Here is a 15,902-nt window from a genome sequence, read left to right on the forward strand (position 1 = left end):
GGCACCTCGCGGGCGGGACCGTGGTGCGGCGGTGTCAGGTTACGCTGAGCAGCATGCTCGATCGACCCGCGACCCCGCGTACCCGGTTGAGCACCGACCGGCTCGCGTTGCTGACCAAGATCGCGCGGATGTACCACGAGCAGGGGGTGCGTCAGCCGGAGATCGCGACTCGGCTCAGCATGTCGCAGAGCCGGGTGTCCCGGTTCCTCAAGGAGGCGGCCCAACTCGGCATCGTCCGTACCGTCGTCGTGGCGCCGACCGGCGTTCACACCGACCTGGAGGACGAACTGCGGCAGCGGTACGGGCTGACCGACGTCGTCGTCGCCGACTACGACGGGGACGCCGAATCGACCCTGCTGCTGGCACTCGGCGCGGCCGGCGCCGCCTATCTGGAGACCACCCTGACCGGCTCGGACCGGATCGGGATCAGCTCCTGGTCGGCGACGCTGCTGGCCACCGCCGAGGCGATGCGGCCGAGCACGATCTCGACCGCGACCGACGTGGTCCAGGTGCTCGGCGGCGTCGGCGACCCGCGGGTCCAGGTCAACGCGACCCGGCTCACCGACCAGTTCGCCCGGGTCACCGGCGGTGCGCCGAAGTTCCTCGCGGCGCCGGGCATCGTGCAGTCCCGGGCGGTCCGGGACGCGCTGATGGAGGACCCGTTCATCGCGGAACTGACCCGGGAATGGGACGCCCTGACCGTGCTGCTGGCCGGCATCGGGAGTCTCAGCCCCTCGCCACTGCTCCGCGAGTCCGGCAACGCGGTCCCCGACGCCGAACTGGCCGCGCTGCGGACCGCCGGCGCGGTCGGCGACATCTGTCTGCGCTTCTTCGACGCGTGGGGCACCTTGATCACCACGCCGTTGAACGAGCGGGTGGTCGGCATCGGCAGTGATCAACTTCGGAAGGTGCCCCGGGTGATCGGCATCGCCGGCGGTGACCGCAAGGTGGACGCGATCCGGGCCGCCGCGGCCGGCGGCTGGATCGACGTGTTGATCACCGACCTCGGCACCGCGCGCAAGATCATCGAGCGGGACGCACCGCATTCATGACCGATCTCGAACTGCGCCCCGGTCCCGGCGGCGTGCGGCTGATCCGCGACCTCGCCTACCCGCGGGCGTACACGCTGCGGATGGGCTTCACCGACCAGTCCTATGTCGACCTGGACGACCCGCATCGCCTCGAATTCGACTACGTGCAACGGATCGCGGACGCCGTCGACGCGCACGCCGTGCCCGGCCGCCGGCTCCGGGTGGTGCACGTCGGCGGCGCCGCGATGACCCTGCCGCGCTACGTCGCGGCGACCCGGCCGACCTCGGCCCAACTCGTCTTCGAGCCGGACGCCGAGCTGACCGCGTTCGTCCGTCAGCACCTGCCGCTGGACAAGCGGAGCGGGATCAAGGTGCGGCCGGAGGATGGACGGGCCGGGCTGGCCGGGCTGCGCGACGACTACGCCGATGTGATCATCGTCGACGCGTTCGTCGGGGCCCGGGTACCGGCCGCCCTCGGCAGTGTGGAGTTCTTCGCCGACGCGGCCCGGGTGCTGGCCGAGGACGGCACGCTCATGATCAACATCACCGACCGGGCTCCGCTCACGTACGCCCGCCGGGTGCTGGCCGGGCTGCGCGCCACGTTCGCCGACACCGTGTTCGTTGCCGAGTCGGCGACGCTCAAGGGGCGTCGGTTCGGCAACATCCTGATCATGGGTTCGGCCGTGCCGCTGCCGGTGAACCGGCTGGCCGAGCGGGCCGGCAGCGCCGCATTCCCGTACCGGGTGGTGCACGGAGCCCGGCTGGACCAGTTGGCCGGCGGGGCGGAGCCCTACACCGACGCCGACGCGGAGGAGTCGCCGGCCCCGCCGGAGGGCCTCAGCCACTTCAACTGAGCTGCTTCTCCACCTCGCGCAGCGCCTCCACGACGAATTCGGCCCGACTCCGCCCCATCGATGCCGAGTACGAGTTCCGGGTGCCCTTCCAGGCCGCGCCGAGCATCGACGAGCCGAGGATGATCAACTGCACCCGGCGCGAATCGCCGTCCTCGCGGACGAAGATCTGGATGCACCAGCGGATGATCAGGTTCTTGCCGGAGGCGTACGCGCCGTACACGTCGGGCTGTCCCTCGGCGATCTCGATCGGCCCGAAGCCGGCGTCGGGGTCGGCCGTCTTGATCGCGCGCCGGAACACCTTCGCGATCTGATCAACGGTCAGACTCGTGTCGACTTCGACGCTCTCGTACGCCATCGTCCAACCGTACCGGCAGCGCACTCCTATGCTGGCACCCGTGCAGTACGCCCTGACCGTCCTCGACGGTGTCCGCTGGCAGGGCGAACCCGTATCCGGGACTCGGCCGCAGACACTGCTGGCCGCGCTGGCCAGGGCGGACGGGACGCCGGTCGGCGACGCCCGGTTGATCGAGGAGGTCTGGGGCGACGATCCGCCGGCTGATCCGACCAAGGCGCTTCAGGTGCTGGTGTCGCGGACCAGGGCGGCCTGTTCGGCGGAGTTGATCACGCGCACGCAGACCGGCTACCGGCTGAACGCGGGCATCGACGTGGACGCGCGGGCGCTGGCCGGGGCGGTCGCGCAGACCCGGGCCGCGCTGGCGTCGGGAACGACCGCCGAGGCTCGCCGGCTGGCCGAGCAGGCACTCGCGATCCCGGTTGCCGCCCCGGACCCGAACCTGCCGGAGCCAATCGCCGACCTGCGCGCGGCCGGACACCGGCACCGGGCCGCGCTGACCACGCTGCTCGGCCTGGCCCAGAGCCGCAGCGGTGATCATCCGGCGGCGCTGGCCACCCTCACCCCACTGGTCGAACGCGGCCCGGTCGACGAGTCCGTACTCGCGGCACTGTTGCGCAGCGAGGCGGCGGTGCGCGGTCCGGCCGCCGCCTTGGAGCGGTTCGAGGAGCACCGGCGCGACCTGGCCGCGCGGACCGGCACCGACCCGGGCCCGGAGTTGCAGCGGGTCCAGTCCCATCTGCTGGCGCTGGATCGGCCGGTCCGGGCCGGCGTCCAGTTCGAGCCGGACCAGTTGATCGGCCGGGCCGGCGACACCCGGGCCGTCGTCGGCTTGATCACGACGGCCCGGCTGGTGTCGATCATCGGCCCCGGCGGGCTCGGCAAGACCAGACTGGCCCACGCGGTCGGCCGGTCGGCGCCGCAGCCGATCGTGCACATGGTCGAACTAGTCGGCATCACCGGCGACGACGAGGTGATCACCGAGGTCGCGTCGGCGCTCGGCGTCCGCGACTCGGTGGCGTCGCGGCGCGCGCTGACCCCGGAGCAGCGGGCCGATCTGCGGTCCCGGCTGGCCCAGAAGTTGGCCGGGGCGCCGACCCTGTTGATCATCGACAACTGTGAGCACGTGATCAACGGCGTGGCTCGGCTGGTCGCGCCGCTGGTGGCCAACCTGCCCGAACTGACTGTGCTGACCACGTCACGGGCGCCGCTGGGCCTCGCGGCCGAGCGGACCTATCCGTTGCCGCAGCTGAGCCGGTCCGATGCGGTGGCGCTGTTCCGGCGCCGCGCGACCGCGGCCCGGCCGGACGCGGTCCTGGACGATGATCAGATCGGTGTCCTGGTCGACCGGCTGGACGGATTGCCGCTCGCCGTGGAACTGGCCGCCGCCCGGATCCGGGTGATGTCGGTCGCGGAGATCACCGAGCGGCTGGCCGACCGGTTCGGACTGCTGCGCAGCCGGGACCCGCTGGCTCCGGACCGGCACCGCACGCTCGAGGCGGTGATCGACTGGTCGGCGAACCTGCTCGATCAGGAGGGACGATACGCGCTCCGGCGGCTGGCCGCGTTCCGGGACGGCTTCGGCCTGGCCGGCGCGGCGGCCGTCGTCGGTGGCGATCCGGTGCGCCTGCTGGAGGAACTCGCCGATCAGTCCTTGATCACCGTCGAGGAGGGTGCCGCGGTTCGCTATCGGATGCTGGAGACCGTCCGCGAGTACGGGCTGTTGCAGCAGCGCCGGCTCGGCCAGACCGCGGCGGTGGAGCGCGCCGTCCGGCGCTGGGCAGTGGACCTGTGCCGGCAGCAGTACGGGTCGCTCCACGGCCCCGGCCAGTACGAGACCGTCGACCGCCTGGTGATCGAGGAGGGCAACCTCAACGAAGCCCTGCGGCAGGCGGTCGCGGACGTCGACACCGACGCGATCGTGGCGATCCTGGCCACGATGGGCGGCTTCTGGTGGATCATCGGTGATCATCAGCGGATCGTCGGGCTGGTGTCCGGCGTCGAGCGTGCGCTGACCGGCTATGACCCACCTGATGATCTTGCCGACGCGACCCGCGCCGCGATCGTCACCGTCCTGGTGAACACCGTGATCTACTACGGCGAGAACTCCGTCGATACCGGCCTCGCACTGCTGCAGCGACTCGGTCCGGGAACCGCGGACCCGCGGATCGCCGGCCTGACCCGCACCATGCTGATGCTCGGTGACGACGAGACCCTGCAGGCCCGGATCGACCGACTCGACGAGGTCACCCGGTCCGGCGACCGCGACCTTGCCCTGCAGGCCAGTCAGTGGTTGATGCACCTGGCCGAGAACGAGGGCGCCCCGCAGGCCGCGATCGCGGCCGGCGAACGCGGCCTGGAGCTGTGCCGGCCGGCCGACGGGCCGTGGATGCGGGCCGTCCTGCTCAACGGCCTGTCCGAGCTGCACCTGCAACTCGGCGACTGGCGAACCGGCGAACGGTACGCGGCCGAGGCGTTCCCGATCATGGAACGGCTGCACGCGACTGACGACGCCGCCCACCTGCAGGGCCTGCTGGCGCTGACCGCGATCTGGGCCGGCCGGCTGAACCGGGCCGAGGAGCAGATCGAACGGCTGCGGGCCCGCCAGATCAGGTCCTACCTGAACGGCGGCGACACGGTGCTGGCCACCCTGGACGCCGAACTCGCCTTCGCCCGCGGCGACATCGCTGCCGGCCTGCAGGAGTACCGCGAGGCGCTGCCCCGGATGCGCGAGTTCCGGCTGCCCGATTCCATGATCACCGAGCACGCACCCTGGCTGCTCTTCACCGAGTCGGCGGCGCTGTGCGCCTTCCACCGGTTCGGCGCGCCGGACGACGCCGAGGCCCTGTACCGGGTCCTGCTCGGCAAGCTGGACAGCTATCTCGGCCCGGACGCGGCGTTCACCGACTTCCCGATCGTCGGCACCGTCGTCTTCGCCCTCGGCGCCTGGCTGTCGTCGCACCGGCCCGACCAGGCGGTCCGGCTGCTGGCGTACGCGAAGGCCTTCACGGTCGTCCGTACCCTCCCGTCGACCGGGGCCGAGCTCGTCCTCGCAGAGATCGAGCAGGCCTGCCCCGGCGAGCTCGACCAGCTCGGCGCCCAATTGGCCGGACGGCTGCCGCGCGACCTCCGCGATCAGGTCCGAGGCTTGATCAAAGAACTCCTCTGATCCGGGCGCCCGGCCCTTGACCGGGCCGATTCGTCGCCACTAGAGTCCCCCGTAAATCGTTTCAATGAATCGATTCACGATGGCCGTCTCCGGCCCGACCCAGGAGGACGAGGATGTCCGAGTCGATCAGCCGCAAGCATTTTCTCGGTCTGGGCGCCGTCGGTGCCGCGATCGGAACGGTGGCCGTCGTGGCCGGTGCGGGGCCGGCGCACGCCGAGGCGAGCGGTGACTGGCAGAACGTCAAGGACTTCGGCGCCACCGGCGACGGCGTGACCGACGACGCGCCCGCGATCCAACAGGCGATCGATCAGTCCGGGAAGCTGAGCGCGATCTTCTTCCCGCCGGGCACGTACCGCTGCGACCGGACGATCACCAGTCAGGCCCGTTCGCTCTCGATCATCGGCTCGGGCATCGGCGTGACGCGGGTGATCTTCACCGTAGCCGGCCACGGCTTCGACCTGAGCCTGGTCAGCGACGACGCCACCCGGGACTTCGACTACCTGAACGTACGTGACCTCTCCGTCCTGACCCGCAACCCGGACGGCCGGAGTGCGATCCGCGCGGTGTGGAGCAAGCCGACCGGGCAGTACCCGCACTGCAATATCAGGAACCTCGAACTTGATCATGACCTGTCCGGCACCACCGGGCACTGGGCTACCGGCATCGCGCTGCAGGACGGCTGGAAGTCCATGATCGACACGATCAACTACCGCAGCAACGGTTCGGGAATCGGCATCGACCTGCAGGGCCGCTGCGTGGACAGCTTGATCAGCAACCCGCACCTGTCCAGCGCCGGCGTCGGGATCCGGATCGGGCCGCTGAACGAGGGCACGGTGATCTACAACGCCGTGGCCGTCGGCGGGAAGATCGGAGTCCAGACGCAGGTCGGCGACAACGGCCGAAAGGGGCCGTGGACCACCGTCCGGGACAGTCACTTCAACACCGCTGTGGCCGGTGTCGAGCTGCGCGGCACCGGTGACTCGTGGGTCTGCGACAACCTGATCTACAAGCTGGCCGGCAGCAGCGAGGACTGGGCCGGGGTCCGGGTGGTCGACTGCAACAACAGCAGGATCACCGGCAACCAGCTGTTCGACACATCGGGCCTGGCGGAGCGCGAGGTGCCGATCGAGGTACGCGACAGCAACCTGATCACCCTGCTGCACAACCAGGCGAACTCGTGCAAGAACGGCTTCGAGCTCCACAACTCGGTCGCCTGCATGGTCTCCCACAACATCGGCCGGAACACCGGCGCGGCCAGCGGCGGGGTGGTCCACCTCGCCGCGACCACGCGCGGCTGCGTGGCCCACTCGAACCTCAGCCAGGTCGACTCCGGGACCGCGCCGGCGCCGGTGCAGAACCTTGGCACCAACAACCACGTCGCCGACAACCACGCCTACATCGGCGGTCTTGCCTGAGCCAAGCCACAACGCTCCATGGGCCTGTCGAAGGGCAAGGCCACCTCCGGCTTGGCCCTTCGACAGGTTCAGGGTGCGGTCAGTCGACCGTGGGTAGCCGCCGGAGCAGCTTGCCGAGGACTCGGCGGAGGTCGGCGACGTCGGTGTCGGTGAGCCTGTCGTCGAAGAGTTCCTGTCGGGCCTGGTGGATCGGCTTCAGGCCGGTCCGGGTGGCTCGGGCGCCGGCCGGGGTGAGGACCGCGTAGACGATCCGCCGGTTGTCCGGGTCGGTCTCGCGCCGGACCCAGCCCTCCCGCTCCAGCCGGGCCACCAGCCGGGTAGCGCCGCTCGGCGTGATCATGGCCCGCTCGGCGAGATCGGACATGGTCAGCCGGCGGTCGACGTCGTTGGCCAGCTGCCACAGCACGTCGTGCTCGGTCGCCGACATGCCCGCGTGTTCGGCGACCCGACGGCTCAGGGCCGACCGCAGTCGCGACGTCGCCTGCTGCAGTTCGAGCCAGGCCAGCTCCCGGTCCGGCTGCTCTCTCATGATCCGCATCGTAGACCGGGAATAACTCTTGATCAGTCAATGTTTGCCTAGACAAGTATTGCCGAGACAAGGAAAAGATGATCATGAGCGAGCCTCGTACGGTGCTGGTCACCGGCGCCACCGGAAACCAGGGCGGCGCCGTCGCCCGGGAACTGCTGCGCCGCGGGCATTCCGTCCGGGCCCTGACCCGGCGCCCGGATTCGGCCGCCGCGACGGCGCTGGCCGGCCTCGGTGCCGAGCTCCGGCAGGGCGACTTCGAGGACCCGGCCTCGCTGGCCACCGCGGCTCGCGGTGCCGACGCCGCCTATCTCATGGGTACGCCGTTCGAGGTCGATCCGGCGACCGAGACGCGGCAGTCGATCGCCGCCGCCGACGCGATCGGCTCGGTCGGCGTGCCGCACCTGGTCTACGCCTCGGTCGCCAGCGCCCTGGACGGCACCGGCATCCCGCACTTCGAGAGCAAGGCGGAGGTGGAGCGGCACCTCACCGCCGGGCGAATCCCGCACACGGTGGTCGCGCCGGCCGCGTTCCTCGGCGACCTCACGTCGCCCTGGTATCAGGAGAGTCTCCGAGCGGGGACGTACGCCTTCGCGCTGCCGGCCGACGTCTCGCTGCAGCAGATCGTGCTGGCCGACCTGGCCGCCTTCGCGGCGCTGGTGATCGAGGACCCGGACCGGTTCGCCGGCGACCGGATCGAGCTCGCCTCGATCGAGGCCACCGGAAGCCAGGTCGCCGAGCGGCTCTCGGCCGGACTGGGCCGGCCGATCAGGTACCAGGAGATCCCGGAGGCGGCCATCGCTGATCAGCTGGGTGACGACGGGTTGCGGATGATCAGGTTCTTCCGCAACGGCGGTTACACCGTCGACCTCGCGGCACTCCGCCGGAACTACCCGGAGGTCGGCTGGCACGACCTGGACGCCTGGATCACCAGCCACGACCTGAGCCTGGTCGGCTGACCACGGACCATGATCAGAGCTTCCGCTTGTAGGACCAGACCGACAGCGGGGCGAAGATCGCGATCACCACGGCGAAGCCGATCACGGCGACCAGCACCTCGATCGTCACCGCACCGGAGTTCGCAAGATCACGAGCCGCCGACACGATGTGCGAGACCGGGTTCAGGTTGACGAACCACTGCAGCCAGCCCGGCAGCGTCTCCACCGGTACGAACGCGTTGGACAGGAACGTCAGTGGGAACATGATCATCATCGAGATACCCTGCACCGCCTGGGCGGACCGGGCTACGGTGCCGACGAACGTGAACGCCCAGGCCAGCGACCAGCTGCCGATGATCACCAGCAGGATGGCGCCGGCGACCCCGGCGACGCCGCCGCCGGGCCGGTAACCCATCGCGATGCCGACGGCGAAGGTGAGGGTGGAGGCGATCGCGTAGCGGACCAGGTCGGCCACCATCGGCCCGGCCAGCGGCGCGATCCGGGCGATCGGCAGCGACTTGAACCGGTCGAACACGCCCTTCTCCATGTCCTCGCGGAGCTGGACGCCGGTCGCCATGCAGGCGGTCAGCGCCGTCTGGGCCAGGATGCCGGGGATCAGCAGCGGCAGGTAGGACTGCACGTCGCCCGAGATCGCGCCGCCGAAGATGAACGCGAACATCGCCGTGAACAGCAGTGGCTGGATGGTCACGTCGAAGAACTGCTCCGGGTTGCGGCGCATCCGCTTCAACGCGCGCCAGGCCATCGTCAGCGTCTGGCTGACCGTGTCGGCCGGGTCGAGGTGGGCCCGGGGCGGCGTGATCGTGGCCGCGGGAAGATCGAGGGTGGTCATCGTGCCAACTCCAGAAGTTCGTCGGTGTCGTCGGGCTCGGCGGTCGTCGCCTCGTGCCCGGTGATGGCGAGGAAGACCTCGTCCAAGGTGGGTTTCCGTACGGAGACCGAGGCGATCGAGACGCCCGCGTCGCGGAGGGCGATCAAGATCGCCGCGGCCCGGTCGGCATCGGCCAGGGCCACGTTGAGCGCGCCGACCTCCGGAGTGAGGACCGGCTCGGCGCCGGTGGTCCGGGTGATCACCGGAACGGCCGTGCCGAGAGCGGCCGGGTCGGTCAGCCGCAGCTGCAGGGTCGAGTTGCCGACCGAGGACTTGAGTTCGTCCGGCGTGCCCTGGGCGACCTTCACGCCGCGGTCGATCACCGCGATCCGGTCGGCCAGCTGGTCGGCCTCGTCCAGGTACTGTGTGGTCAGCAGCAGCGTGCAGCCGCTCGCCACCAGTTCCCGGATGGTGTCCCACATCTGGCCGCGGGTGCGCGGGTCGAGGCCGGTGGTCGGCTCGTCGAGGAAGATCAACGGCGGCCGGGTGATCAGGCTGGCGGCCAGGTCCAGCCGGCGCCGCATGCCGCCGGAGAACTGGTCCAGCGGGCGGTTCGCGGCCTCGGTCAGGCCGAACTGTTCGAGCAGCCGGTCGGCGATCTTGCGGGCTTCGGCGGAGGAGATCCGCTGCAGCCGGGCGAACATCCAGAGGTTCTCCCGGCCGGTCAGTTTCTCGTCCACGGAGGCGTACTGGCCGGTGACGCCGAGCAGCTGGCGTACCTGATGGGATTGCCGGCGGACGTCGTACCCGAAGATCTCGGCCTGGCCGGCGTCGATCGTGAGCAGCGTGGCGAGCATCCGCAGCACGGTGGTCTTGCCGGCGCCGTTCGGTCCGAGGACGCCGAAGATCTCCCCGGGGTGGACCGCCAGGTCGATCCCGTCCACGGCGCGATGGCTGCCGAAGGCCTTGACCAGACCCTCGGCGTTCACGGCGAGTGACGGAGCAGAAGTGTTCATGGCCCCGATGCTCGGCCGGTCCGGTTTCACGGCGGCATCAGCGCGGTATCACGGCACCGTCACCGGGATTCGCTCCCCGCGGCTGAAATACAGTGGTGGGCATGACGCAGACCGGGGGACCGTACGGAGGGTACGGCGGCTCCCTGCAGCAGTACGGCCAGTCCCCGTCGGATCCGCAGGCCCCGCCGGCCCGGATCGACCCCTATGTCGGACCACCGCTGCCGCCGCCCATGCCCGCCGGCCAGCCGCCGCTGACGGCCGGCCCGATGACCTACCCGACCGGTCCGGTGCCGGGCCCGTTGCCGGTGCAGCGGCCGGCCGTGATCGCGATGGCGGCGACGATGGCCGTCACCGCATCGCTGCAATGGATCTGCTGCCTCACCTTCGCCTGGCTGATGGCCGCCGTCGGTGCGCAGAGCCTCGGCACCGACGGGCTGGACGGCGGCGTCTACCACGCCCTGCAGCGGTTCAGTTACGGGTTGATCGACGGCCTCGCCTGGCCGCTCTATCTGTTCCCGACCGCGTCGTTCATCACCGGCTTCATCGTGCTGGTCCGCCGCTCCTGGGCCCGGATCGTGCACACCGCGGTCGGCGTCGCCGCGCTCGGCTGGTCCGCCTGGTGGCTCTACCCGGTGTCGCTGCTCTGGTGGATCGCCCCGGCCGTCTACATCGGCGTCGCCTGCCTGATCCTGTGGCTCCCCGGCGTCGGTCGCTGGTACCGCTCGGCTCCCTGATCGGAGTCACGCGGCCAGTTTGGCCAGGGCCGCCCAGGCATCACCTGCCAGTGAACGGGCGCGCAGCAGGTGGTCGGCCGCAGCGAGCAGCAGCTCGTCCTCGGCGGCAGGAAGTCCATCGACCTCGAACTCGTGCTCGGCCAGCCAGATCCGGACCGCCGTCCAGCTGTAGAGGTTGAATCCGCCGGAGTTGACCGGCTCCGGGAATCCGCCCGGTCCGCGTTTCCCTGCCTTCCACAAGCGAACCGATTCGTAGGTGCGTCCGAGTCGCCCGGCGATGGTCTCGATGGTCACCAGATCCTCGTAGTCGAGACCCACCACCTCGAATCCGGCCCTGCGGCTGTCGATGATCACCGTGCGGATCGCGTCCAGAAGCCGGTCCGCCTCCCGGTGGACCCGAAGTTGCCGTCCTTCCGGAGTGGTGTCGTCCAGCCCGGCCTCGAACAGTCGATCATGGTCGGCATCGGTCTCGACCGGTCGGTCCAGCACCGCCGTGAACTCGTAGGTCGTCATGTCGATCTCCCCTCCTTGACCCGATCGTCCCGCTTCTCCAGGTGTTCGTGCCGCAGTGCGAACCTCGCAAGGTCCTTGGCGTGGTTGCCTGCGCTTCTGGGCGTCGACCAGATGCTGACTCGCTCTCCACACCGGATGCATTCGACATAACCCCACCGATGCCCGGCATCAGTCTGCACTGCGATCAGGTGGTCAGGAAGCCAACGGATGACCTCTGCGATCTCCTTCTTCGGATGGCGCCCCACCATGTTGTGAGGATACAACGCGATGTTGTATCTTCACAACATTCGTTCGGTGGCTGTCGCGGCCCTGGTGTCACTCGGCCCCGGAAGCGGCGCTGTCCGGTTACCGGAGGCCTTCGATTCTGACCTCGGTGTCGGCGAGGAGATGGCGCAGATCGCTCACATCCCCGGTGAGTACGGCGACCGGAGGCGGCAGGACCAAGGCCGTGGCGGCGACGATCGCGTCCACCGCCAGGTCCCGCGGCTTCCGTCGGGTGCTCGCCGCGCCGGCGCGCAGTCGACCGGCGGTGTAGCCGATCTCCTCGCTGACCGGCACGATCCGGAGGGCCTTGCTGATGCGGCGGACGTCCGCATCGCGTGCCGTCCCGTCGGTGACCTCGGCCAGGGTCACGGCGGAGGCGTGCAGGATCGAGTCACTCCGGCGCGCGGCCGTCGCCCAGGCCTGCATGGTCCTGGTGCCGGCGGCCAGGGCGGACAGGGCCTCGGCGTCGAGCAGGATCGAATGCGGGCGGATGATCACCGGGCAAGTCGACCCAGAATCTCGGACACCTCGTCCTCGTCGACCGGACCGTGTTCGGCCTCCATCCGGGCCAGGACGTCGTCCAGCGCATCGCGTTCGAGTTGCCGGGCAACCGCCTCGGCGACATAGGAGGAGAATCCGCGGGCTCCGGCGCGAGCGCGTACGCCCTCCGACGTCGCCGCCGGCATCGTGATGGAGTGCTTCTCCAGCGCGCCCGAGGAACTCATGGCGCAATCCTACTAGAAGGAGGATAGTGCTGTCGGGCTGCGCGTGAGAGGCTCATCCGCGTGATCGGGATTCCGGTGCTCAGCATCCCCAGCCCGCCGGTGTCGTCGTGGAACCTCGGCGGGTTCGAGTTGCGGGCGTACGCGCTCTGCATCATCGCCGGCATTCTGGTGGGGTTCCTGATCGCGAACCGGCGCTGGCGGGCGCGCGGTGGCCGGGCGGACTCGATGGAACTGGTCTGTGCCGTGGCGGTGCCGTTCGGGATCGTCGGCACCCGGATCTACCACGTGATCACCGACTATCAGCTCTACTTCGGCCCGGGCCGCGACCCGCTGGACGCACTGAAGATCTGGCAGGGCGGGCTCGGCATCTGGGGCGGCGTCGCGCTCGGCGCGTTCGGTGCCTGGCTGGTGGCCCGGAAGCGCAAGATCAAGTTCGCCGCGCTGGCCGATGCGGCCGCGCCCGGAATCCTCGTGGCACAAGCGATCGGGCGGCTCGGCAACTGGTTCAACCAGGAACTCTTCGGTACGCCGACGGTGCTGCCCTGGGCCTGGTGATCGATCCGCAGCACCGACCGGCCGGCTACGAACAGTACGAGACGTTCCACCCGACGTTCCTGTACGAGCTGCTCTGGTGCCTTGCCGCGGCGGCGGTGTTGATCATGATCGACCGCCGGCTGAAGCTGGGCCGGGGCAAGGTGTTCGCCCTCTATGTCGCGCTCTACACGGCGGGCCGGTTCTGGATCGAGGCGCTGCGGATCGACCCGGTGAACGAGGTCGGCGGGTTCCGCCTGAACAACTACACGTCCTTGATCGTCTTCGTCGCTGCCGTGATCGTGGTGATCTTGCTGTTCAGGTTCCGCCCCGGCCGGGAGGAGATCGTCGAGGGCGACCCGCCCGAGCCCACGAACCCGGACCCGGACCCGAAGGCGTCGGTGGCTCAGCCCGCGGACCGCTGACGCAGCCGCGCCACGGCCTCGTCGATCACGGCGTCGGACTTGCAGAAGGCCCAGCGTACGTACGGCCGGCCGGCCTCGACGTCGTCGTAGAACACCTGGTGCGGGATCGCGACGACGCCGCAGCGGCCGGGCAGGTCCCGGCAGAACGCGATCCCGTCGTCATAGCCGAGCGGCCGGACATCGGTGGTCATGAAGTACGTACCGCGCGGGATCACCGGGTCCAGCCCGATCGCCCGCAGACCCTCGGCCAGCCGGTCCCGTTTGCCCTGCAATTCCTTGCGCAGCCCGGCCACCCAGGCGTCGCCCTCGTTCAGGGCGCGCGCGATCGCGGGCTGGAACGGCGCCCCGGACACGTAGGTGAGGAACTGCTTCACCGCGGTCACCTCGGTGATCAACTCCGCCGGCGCCATCGCCCAGCCGATCTTCCATCCGGTCGCCGAGAACGTCTTGCCGGACGACGAGATCCGGACCGTCCGCTCGCGCATGCCGGGCCAGGTGGCCAGCGGCAGGTGCTCGGCGTCGTCGAAGATCAGATGCTCGTACACCTCGTCGGTGATCACGATCAGGTCGTGTTCGATCGCCAGCCGGGTGATCAACTCCAGCTCGGCCCGGGTCAGCACGACACCGGTCGGGTTGTGCGGCGAGTTGATCAACAACGCCTTGGTCCGCGGCCCGACCGCCGCCCGCAGCCGCTCGGTGTCCAGCCGGAAGTCCGGGCCGAACACGCCGACGCCGACCCGGACGCCGCCGGCCAGTTCGATCGCCGCAGCGTAGGAGTCGTAGAACGGTTCCAGCGCGATCACTTCGTCGCCCGGATCGACGAAGGCCAGGATCGCCGCCGCCAGCGCCTCGGTCGCCCCGGTCGTGATCAGCACCTCCGTCTCCGGGTCGTAGTCGAGGCCGTAGTGCCGCCGGGCGTGATCGGCGACCGCCCGGCGCAGCGGCTCGATGCCGCGACCCGGCGGATACTGGTTCAGTCCGTCCGCGATCGCCTGCCGCGCCTCGGCCAGCATGAAGTCGGGGCCGTCGGTGTCGGGAAAGCCCTGGCCGAGGTTGATCGACCCGGTGCGGACGGCGAGCGCCGACATCTCGGCGAAGATCGTCGGCGCCGAGGATGCGACTCGGGCTGCTTTCCAGGCGGAGGGCACGGCCAGAGCCTACGCCGCGACACGCGCCTGGCACCGAGCACCCGGAACGAGGCAGAATGGCCGAAGTGAGCACCTTGATGGATGAGTTCGGTCATGATGATGACCCGAACGACCGCGGGCGACAAGGGGACACGAGACCGCGCCGGGCTGCCGGCCCGCCGTCGCGGCGGCCCAAGCGGGGCATGTCGCCGTTCACCGCGGTCGGACTGTTGCTGCTGATCGCCGGCCTGGCCAGTCTCGGCTGGGTCGCGTACCAGTATTTCGGCACCAACGCGGCCGCCGAGCAGGCCTTCAAGGACGAGAAGAGTCAGCTCCGCGAGGAGTGGGACCAGCAGCCGGACCAGGGCTCCAAGGAGGACAAGAAGGAGACGAAGGGGTCGGTGATCCCGGGCAAGGCGATCGCGCTGCTCCGAATCCCGGCTCTCGGCAAGGACTACGAGGTCCCGATCCTGGCCGGCACCGACGAGAAGACGCTGTCCCGCGGCATCGGCCACTACGACAAGACGGCCGATCCCGGCCAACTCGGCAACTTCGTCATCGCCGGCCACCGGGTCACCCACGGCCAGCCGTTCGCCCGGCTGCTGGAGTTGAAGGCCGGTGACGAGATCGTCATCGAGACCCGGGACGCCATCTACACGTACGCGCTCGACACCCCGCCGAGCGACCTGACCGTGAAGGCGAACGAGACCTGGGTGACCGATCCGGTGCCCGGCACCAAGAGCAAGAAGGCGAGCAAGGCAGCGCTCACCTTGATCACCTGCGAGGACCTGTTCCACTCGCCGGACCGCTCGATCGGCTTCGGTCACCTGATCGACACGGAGCGCAAGTCCAAAGCCAGCTGACCCGTCAGTAGGCTTGCCGCCGTGTCCGAGGATCGTACGGCCCTGATCGAGGCCATCAACCGGCTCGCCGTGGTACGCGGCGAGGTCACCCTGTCGTCCGGGAAGAAGGCCGACTACTACATCGACCTGCGCCGGGTGACCCTGGACGGGGCGGCTGCGCCGCTGGTCGGCCGGGTGCTCCGCGACCTGGTCGCGGACTGGGACTTCGAGGCGGTCGGCGGGCTGACCCTCGGGGCCGACCCGGTGGCCACCGCGATGCTGCACTCCGCGGCCGCGCAGGGTGACCGGCTGGACGCATTCGTGGTCCGCAAGGCGGAGAAGGCGCACGGCCTGCAGCGGCGGATCGAGGGCACCGAGGTGAAGGGCCGGCGGGTGCTGGCCGTCGAGGACACCTCGACCACCGGCGGTTCGGTGATGACCGCGGTCGACGCGCTGCGCGAGGCGGGCGCCGAGGTGGTCGGTGTGGCCGTGATCGTGGACCGGGACACCGGCGCCCGGGAACGGATCGAGGCGGCCGGGCTGCCGTACCGCTTCGCGATCCCGGTGACCGACCTGCAGGTCTGACGGACGGGGCACCGCGCACCCACTAG

Annotated in this window: 16 protein-coding genes and 1 pseudogene; 9 read left to right on the plus strand and 8 right to left on the minus strand. The window is 70.0% G+C overall.

What is annotated here, in order from left to right:
* Window positions 1-53 precede the first annotated feature (53 nt).
* Both BKA15_RS20210 and BKA15_RS20215 read left to right on the plus strand, forming a co-directional pair.
* Window positions 54-1,052: a sugar-binding transcriptional regulator gene (locus BKA15_RS20210; protein WP_179753769.1), complete on the plus strand. Its 999-nt coding sequence runs from the start codon at window positions 54-56 to the stop codon at window positions 1,050-1,052.
* A complete protein-coding gene (locus BKA15_RS20215; protein ID WP_179753771.1) occupies window positions 1,049-1,885 on the plus strand; it encodes a spermidine synthase in 837 nt (278 codons plus the stop codon). Before BKA15_RS20210 ends, BKA15_RS20215 begins: the two co-directional genes overlap by 4 nt.
* Here the strand turns inward: BKA15_RS20215 and BKA15_RS20220 are convergent.
* The gene (locus BKA15_RS20220) at window positions 1,878-2,240 is read right to left on the minus strand and encodes a hypothetical protein (protein ID WP_179753773.1); all 363 of its coding nucleotides are present in this window, start codon (window positions 2,238-2,240) and stop codon (window positions 1,878-1,880) included. The two genes, BKA15_RS20215 and BKA15_RS20220, sit on opposite strands and share 8 nt — an antisense overlap.
* A gap of 40 nt (window positions 2,241-2,280) precedes the next feature.
* Here BKA15_RS20220 and BKA15_RS20225 point away from each other — a divergent pair, with 40 nt between their 5' ends.
* Window positions 2,281-5,406, plus strand: coding sequence for an AfsR/SARP family transcriptional regulator (locus BKA15_RS20225; protein ID WP_179753775.1), 3,126 nt, complete (start codon window positions 2,281-2,283; stop codon window positions 5,404-5,406).
* Between the two features lie 113 nt (window positions 5,407-5,519).
* Window positions 5,520-6,821 (plus strand): glycosyl hydrolase family 28-related protein, encoded by a 1,302-nt coding sequence (locus tag BKA15_RS20230; protein WP_179753777.1) that lies wholly within the window; start codon window positions 5,520-5,522, stop codon window positions 6,819-6,821.
* A gap of 79 nt (window positions 6,822-6,900) precedes the next feature.
* Here BKA15_RS20230 and BKA15_RS20235 read toward each other — a convergent pair whose 3' ends face one another.
* Complete coding sequence (locus BKA15_RS20235; protein ID WP_179753778.1) at window positions 6,901-7,350, minus strand: MarR family winged helix-turn-helix transcriptional regulator; 450 nt, start codon at window positions 7,348-7,350, stop codon at window positions 6,901-6,903.
* A gap of 83 nt (window positions 7,351-7,433) precedes the next feature.
* Here BKA15_RS20235 and BKA15_RS20240 point away from each other — a divergent pair, with 83 nt between their 5' ends.
* The gene (locus BKA15_RS20240; protein WP_179753781.1) at window positions 7,434-8,306 is read left to right on the plus strand and encodes an NmrA family NAD(P)-binding protein; all 873 of its coding nucleotides are present in this window, start codon (window positions 7,434-7,436) and stop codon (window positions 8,304-8,306) included.
* Window positions 8,307-8,319: 13 nt separating this feature from the next.
* Here BKA15_RS20240 and BKA15_RS20245 read toward each other — a convergent pair whose 3' ends face one another.
* Window positions 8,320-9,135, minus strand: coding sequence for an ABC transporter permease (locus tag BKA15_RS20245; RefSeq protein ID WP_179753783.1), 816 nt, complete (start codon window positions 9,133-9,135; stop codon window positions 8,320-8,322).
* Window positions 9,132-10,130, minus strand: coding sequence for an ATP-binding cassette domain-containing protein (locus BKA15_RS20250; RefSeq protein ID WP_179753785.1), 999 nt, complete (start codon window positions 10,128-10,130; stop codon window positions 9,132-9,134). Before BKA15_RS20250 ends, BKA15_RS20245 begins: the two co-directional genes overlap by 4 nt.
* A 101-nt stretch (window positions 10,131-10,231) precedes the next feature.
* Here BKA15_RS20250 and BKA15_RS20255 point away from each other — a divergent pair, with 101 nt between their 5' ends.
* Window positions 10,232-10,864 (plus strand): hypothetical protein, encoded by a 633-nt coding sequence (locus tag BKA15_RS20255; protein WP_179753787.1) that lies wholly within the window; start codon window positions 10,232-10,234, stop codon window positions 10,862-10,864.
* A 6-nt stretch (window positions 10,865-10,870) separates the two neighbouring features.
* Here the strand turns inward: BKA15_RS20255 and BKA15_RS20260 are convergent, their stop codons facing one another.
* The 3 genes from BKA15_RS20260 to BKA15_RS20270 all read right to left on the minus strand — a co-directional run bounded on the left by BKA15_RS20260 (window position 10,871) and on the right by BKA15_RS20270 (window position 12,366).
* Window positions 10,871-11,377, minus strand: coding sequence for a hypothetical protein (locus BKA15_RS20260; RefSeq protein WP_179753788.1), 507 nt, complete (start codon window positions 11,375-11,377; stop codon window positions 10,871-10,873).
* A gap of 345 nt (window positions 11,378-11,722) precedes the next feature.
* Window positions 11,723-12,139 carry a type II toxin-antitoxin system VapC family toxin gene (locus BKA15_RS20265; protein ID WP_218871492.1) on the minus strand — a complete coding sequence of 139 codons (417 nt, stop codon included), beginning with the start codon at window positions 12,137-12,139 and terminating at the stop codon, window positions 11,723-11,725.
* Entirely contained in the window at window positions 12,136-12,366 is a 231-nt protein-coding gene (locus BKA15_RS20270) for a CopG family transcriptional regulator (RefSeq protein WP_179753791.1), read from the minus strand. Before BKA15_RS20270 ends, BKA15_RS20265 begins: the two co-directional genes overlap by 4 nt.
* A 69-nt stretch (window positions 12,367-12,435) precedes the next feature.
* Between BKA15_RS20270 and lgt the strand changes: the two are divergent.
* Window positions 12,436-13,322, plus strand: a pseudogene (lgt, locus tag BKA15_RS20275) (prolipoprotein diacylglyceryl transferase).
* Here lgt and BKA15_RS20280 read toward each other — a convergent pair.
* Window positions 13,304-14,470 carry a pyridoxal phosphate-dependent aminotransferase gene (locus BKA15_RS20280; RefSeq protein ID WP_446685531.1) on the minus strand — a complete coding sequence of 389 codons (1,167 nt, stop codon included), beginning with the start codon at window positions 14,468-14,470 and terminating at the stop codon, window positions 13,304-13,306. The pseudogene lgt and the gene BKA15_RS20280 sit on opposite strands and share 19 nt — an antisense overlap.
* Before the next feature lie 65 nt (window positions 14,471-14,535).
* On the opposite strand from BKA15_RS20280, the gene BKA15_RS20285 reads away from it, so the two are divergent.
* The gene (locus BKA15_RS20285; RefSeq protein ID WP_312879151.1) at window positions 14,536-15,312 is read left to right on the plus strand and encodes a class E sortase; all 777 of its coding nucleotides are present in this window, start codon (window positions 14,536-14,538) and stop codon (window positions 15,310-15,312) included.
* Window positions 15,313-15,333: 21 nt separating this feature from the next.
* Window positions 15,334-15,876: an orotate phosphoribosyltransferase gene (gene pyrE / locus BKA15_RS20290; RefSeq protein ID WP_179753793.1), complete on the plus strand. Its 543-nt coding sequence runs from the start codon at window positions 15,334-15,336 to the stop codon at window positions 15,874-15,876.
* The last annotated feature ends 26 nt before the right edge of the window (window positions 15,877-15,902 follow it).

Source organism: Microlunatus parietis (assembly GCF_013407955.1).
Classification (GTDB): Bacteria; Actinomycetota; Actinomycetes; order Propionibacteriales; family Propionibacteriaceae; genus Microlunatus; species Microlunatus parietis.

Excerpts from the sequence above, each read along its gene's own strand:
- BKA15_RS20210 (WP_179753769.1), top strand. The coding sequence starts at position 54 with ATGCTCGATCGACCCGCGACCCCGCGTACCCGGTTGAGCACCGACCGG.
- BKA15_RS20215 (WP_179753771.1), top strand. The coding sequence starts at position 1,049 with ATGACCGATCTCGAACTGCGCCCCGGTCCCGGCGGCGTGCGGCTGATC.
- BKA15_RS20220 (WP_179753773.1), bottom strand. The coding sequence starts at position 2,240 with ATGGCGTACGAGAGCGTCGAAGTCGACACGAGTCTGACCGTTGATCAG.
- BKA15_RS20230 (WP_179753777.1), top strand. The coding sequence starts at position 5,520 with ATGTCCGAGTCGATCAGCCGCAAGCATTTTCTCGGTCTGGGCGCCGTC.
- BKA15_RS20235 (WP_179753778.1), bottom strand. The coding sequence starts at position 7,350 with ATGAGAGAGCAGCCGGACCGGGAGCTGGCCTGGCTCGAACTGCAGCAG.
- BKA15_RS20240 (WP_179753781.1), top strand. The coding sequence starts at position 7,434 with ATGAGCGAGCCTCGTACGGTGCTGGTCACCGGCGCCACCGGAAACCAG.
- BKA15_RS20245 (WP_179753783.1), bottom strand. The coding sequence starts at position 9,135 with ATGACCACCCTCGATCTTCCCGCGGCCACGATCACGCCGCCCCGGGCC.
- BKA15_RS20250 (WP_179753785.1), bottom strand. The coding sequence starts at position 10,130 with ATGAACACTTCTGCTCCGTCACTCGCCGTGAACGCCGAGGGTCTGGTC.
- BKA15_RS20255 (WP_179753787.1), top strand. The coding sequence starts at position 10,232 with ATGACGCAGACCGGGGGACCGTACGGAGGGTACGGCGGCTCCCTGCAG.
- BKA15_RS20260 (WP_179753788.1), bottom strand. The coding sequence starts at position 11,377 with ATGACGACCTACGAGTTCACGGCGGTGCTGGACCGACCGGTCGAGACC.
- BKA15_RS20270 (WP_179753791.1), bottom strand. The coding sequence starts at position 12,366 with ATGAGTTCCTCGGGCGCGCTGGAGAAGCACTCCATCACGATGCCGGCG.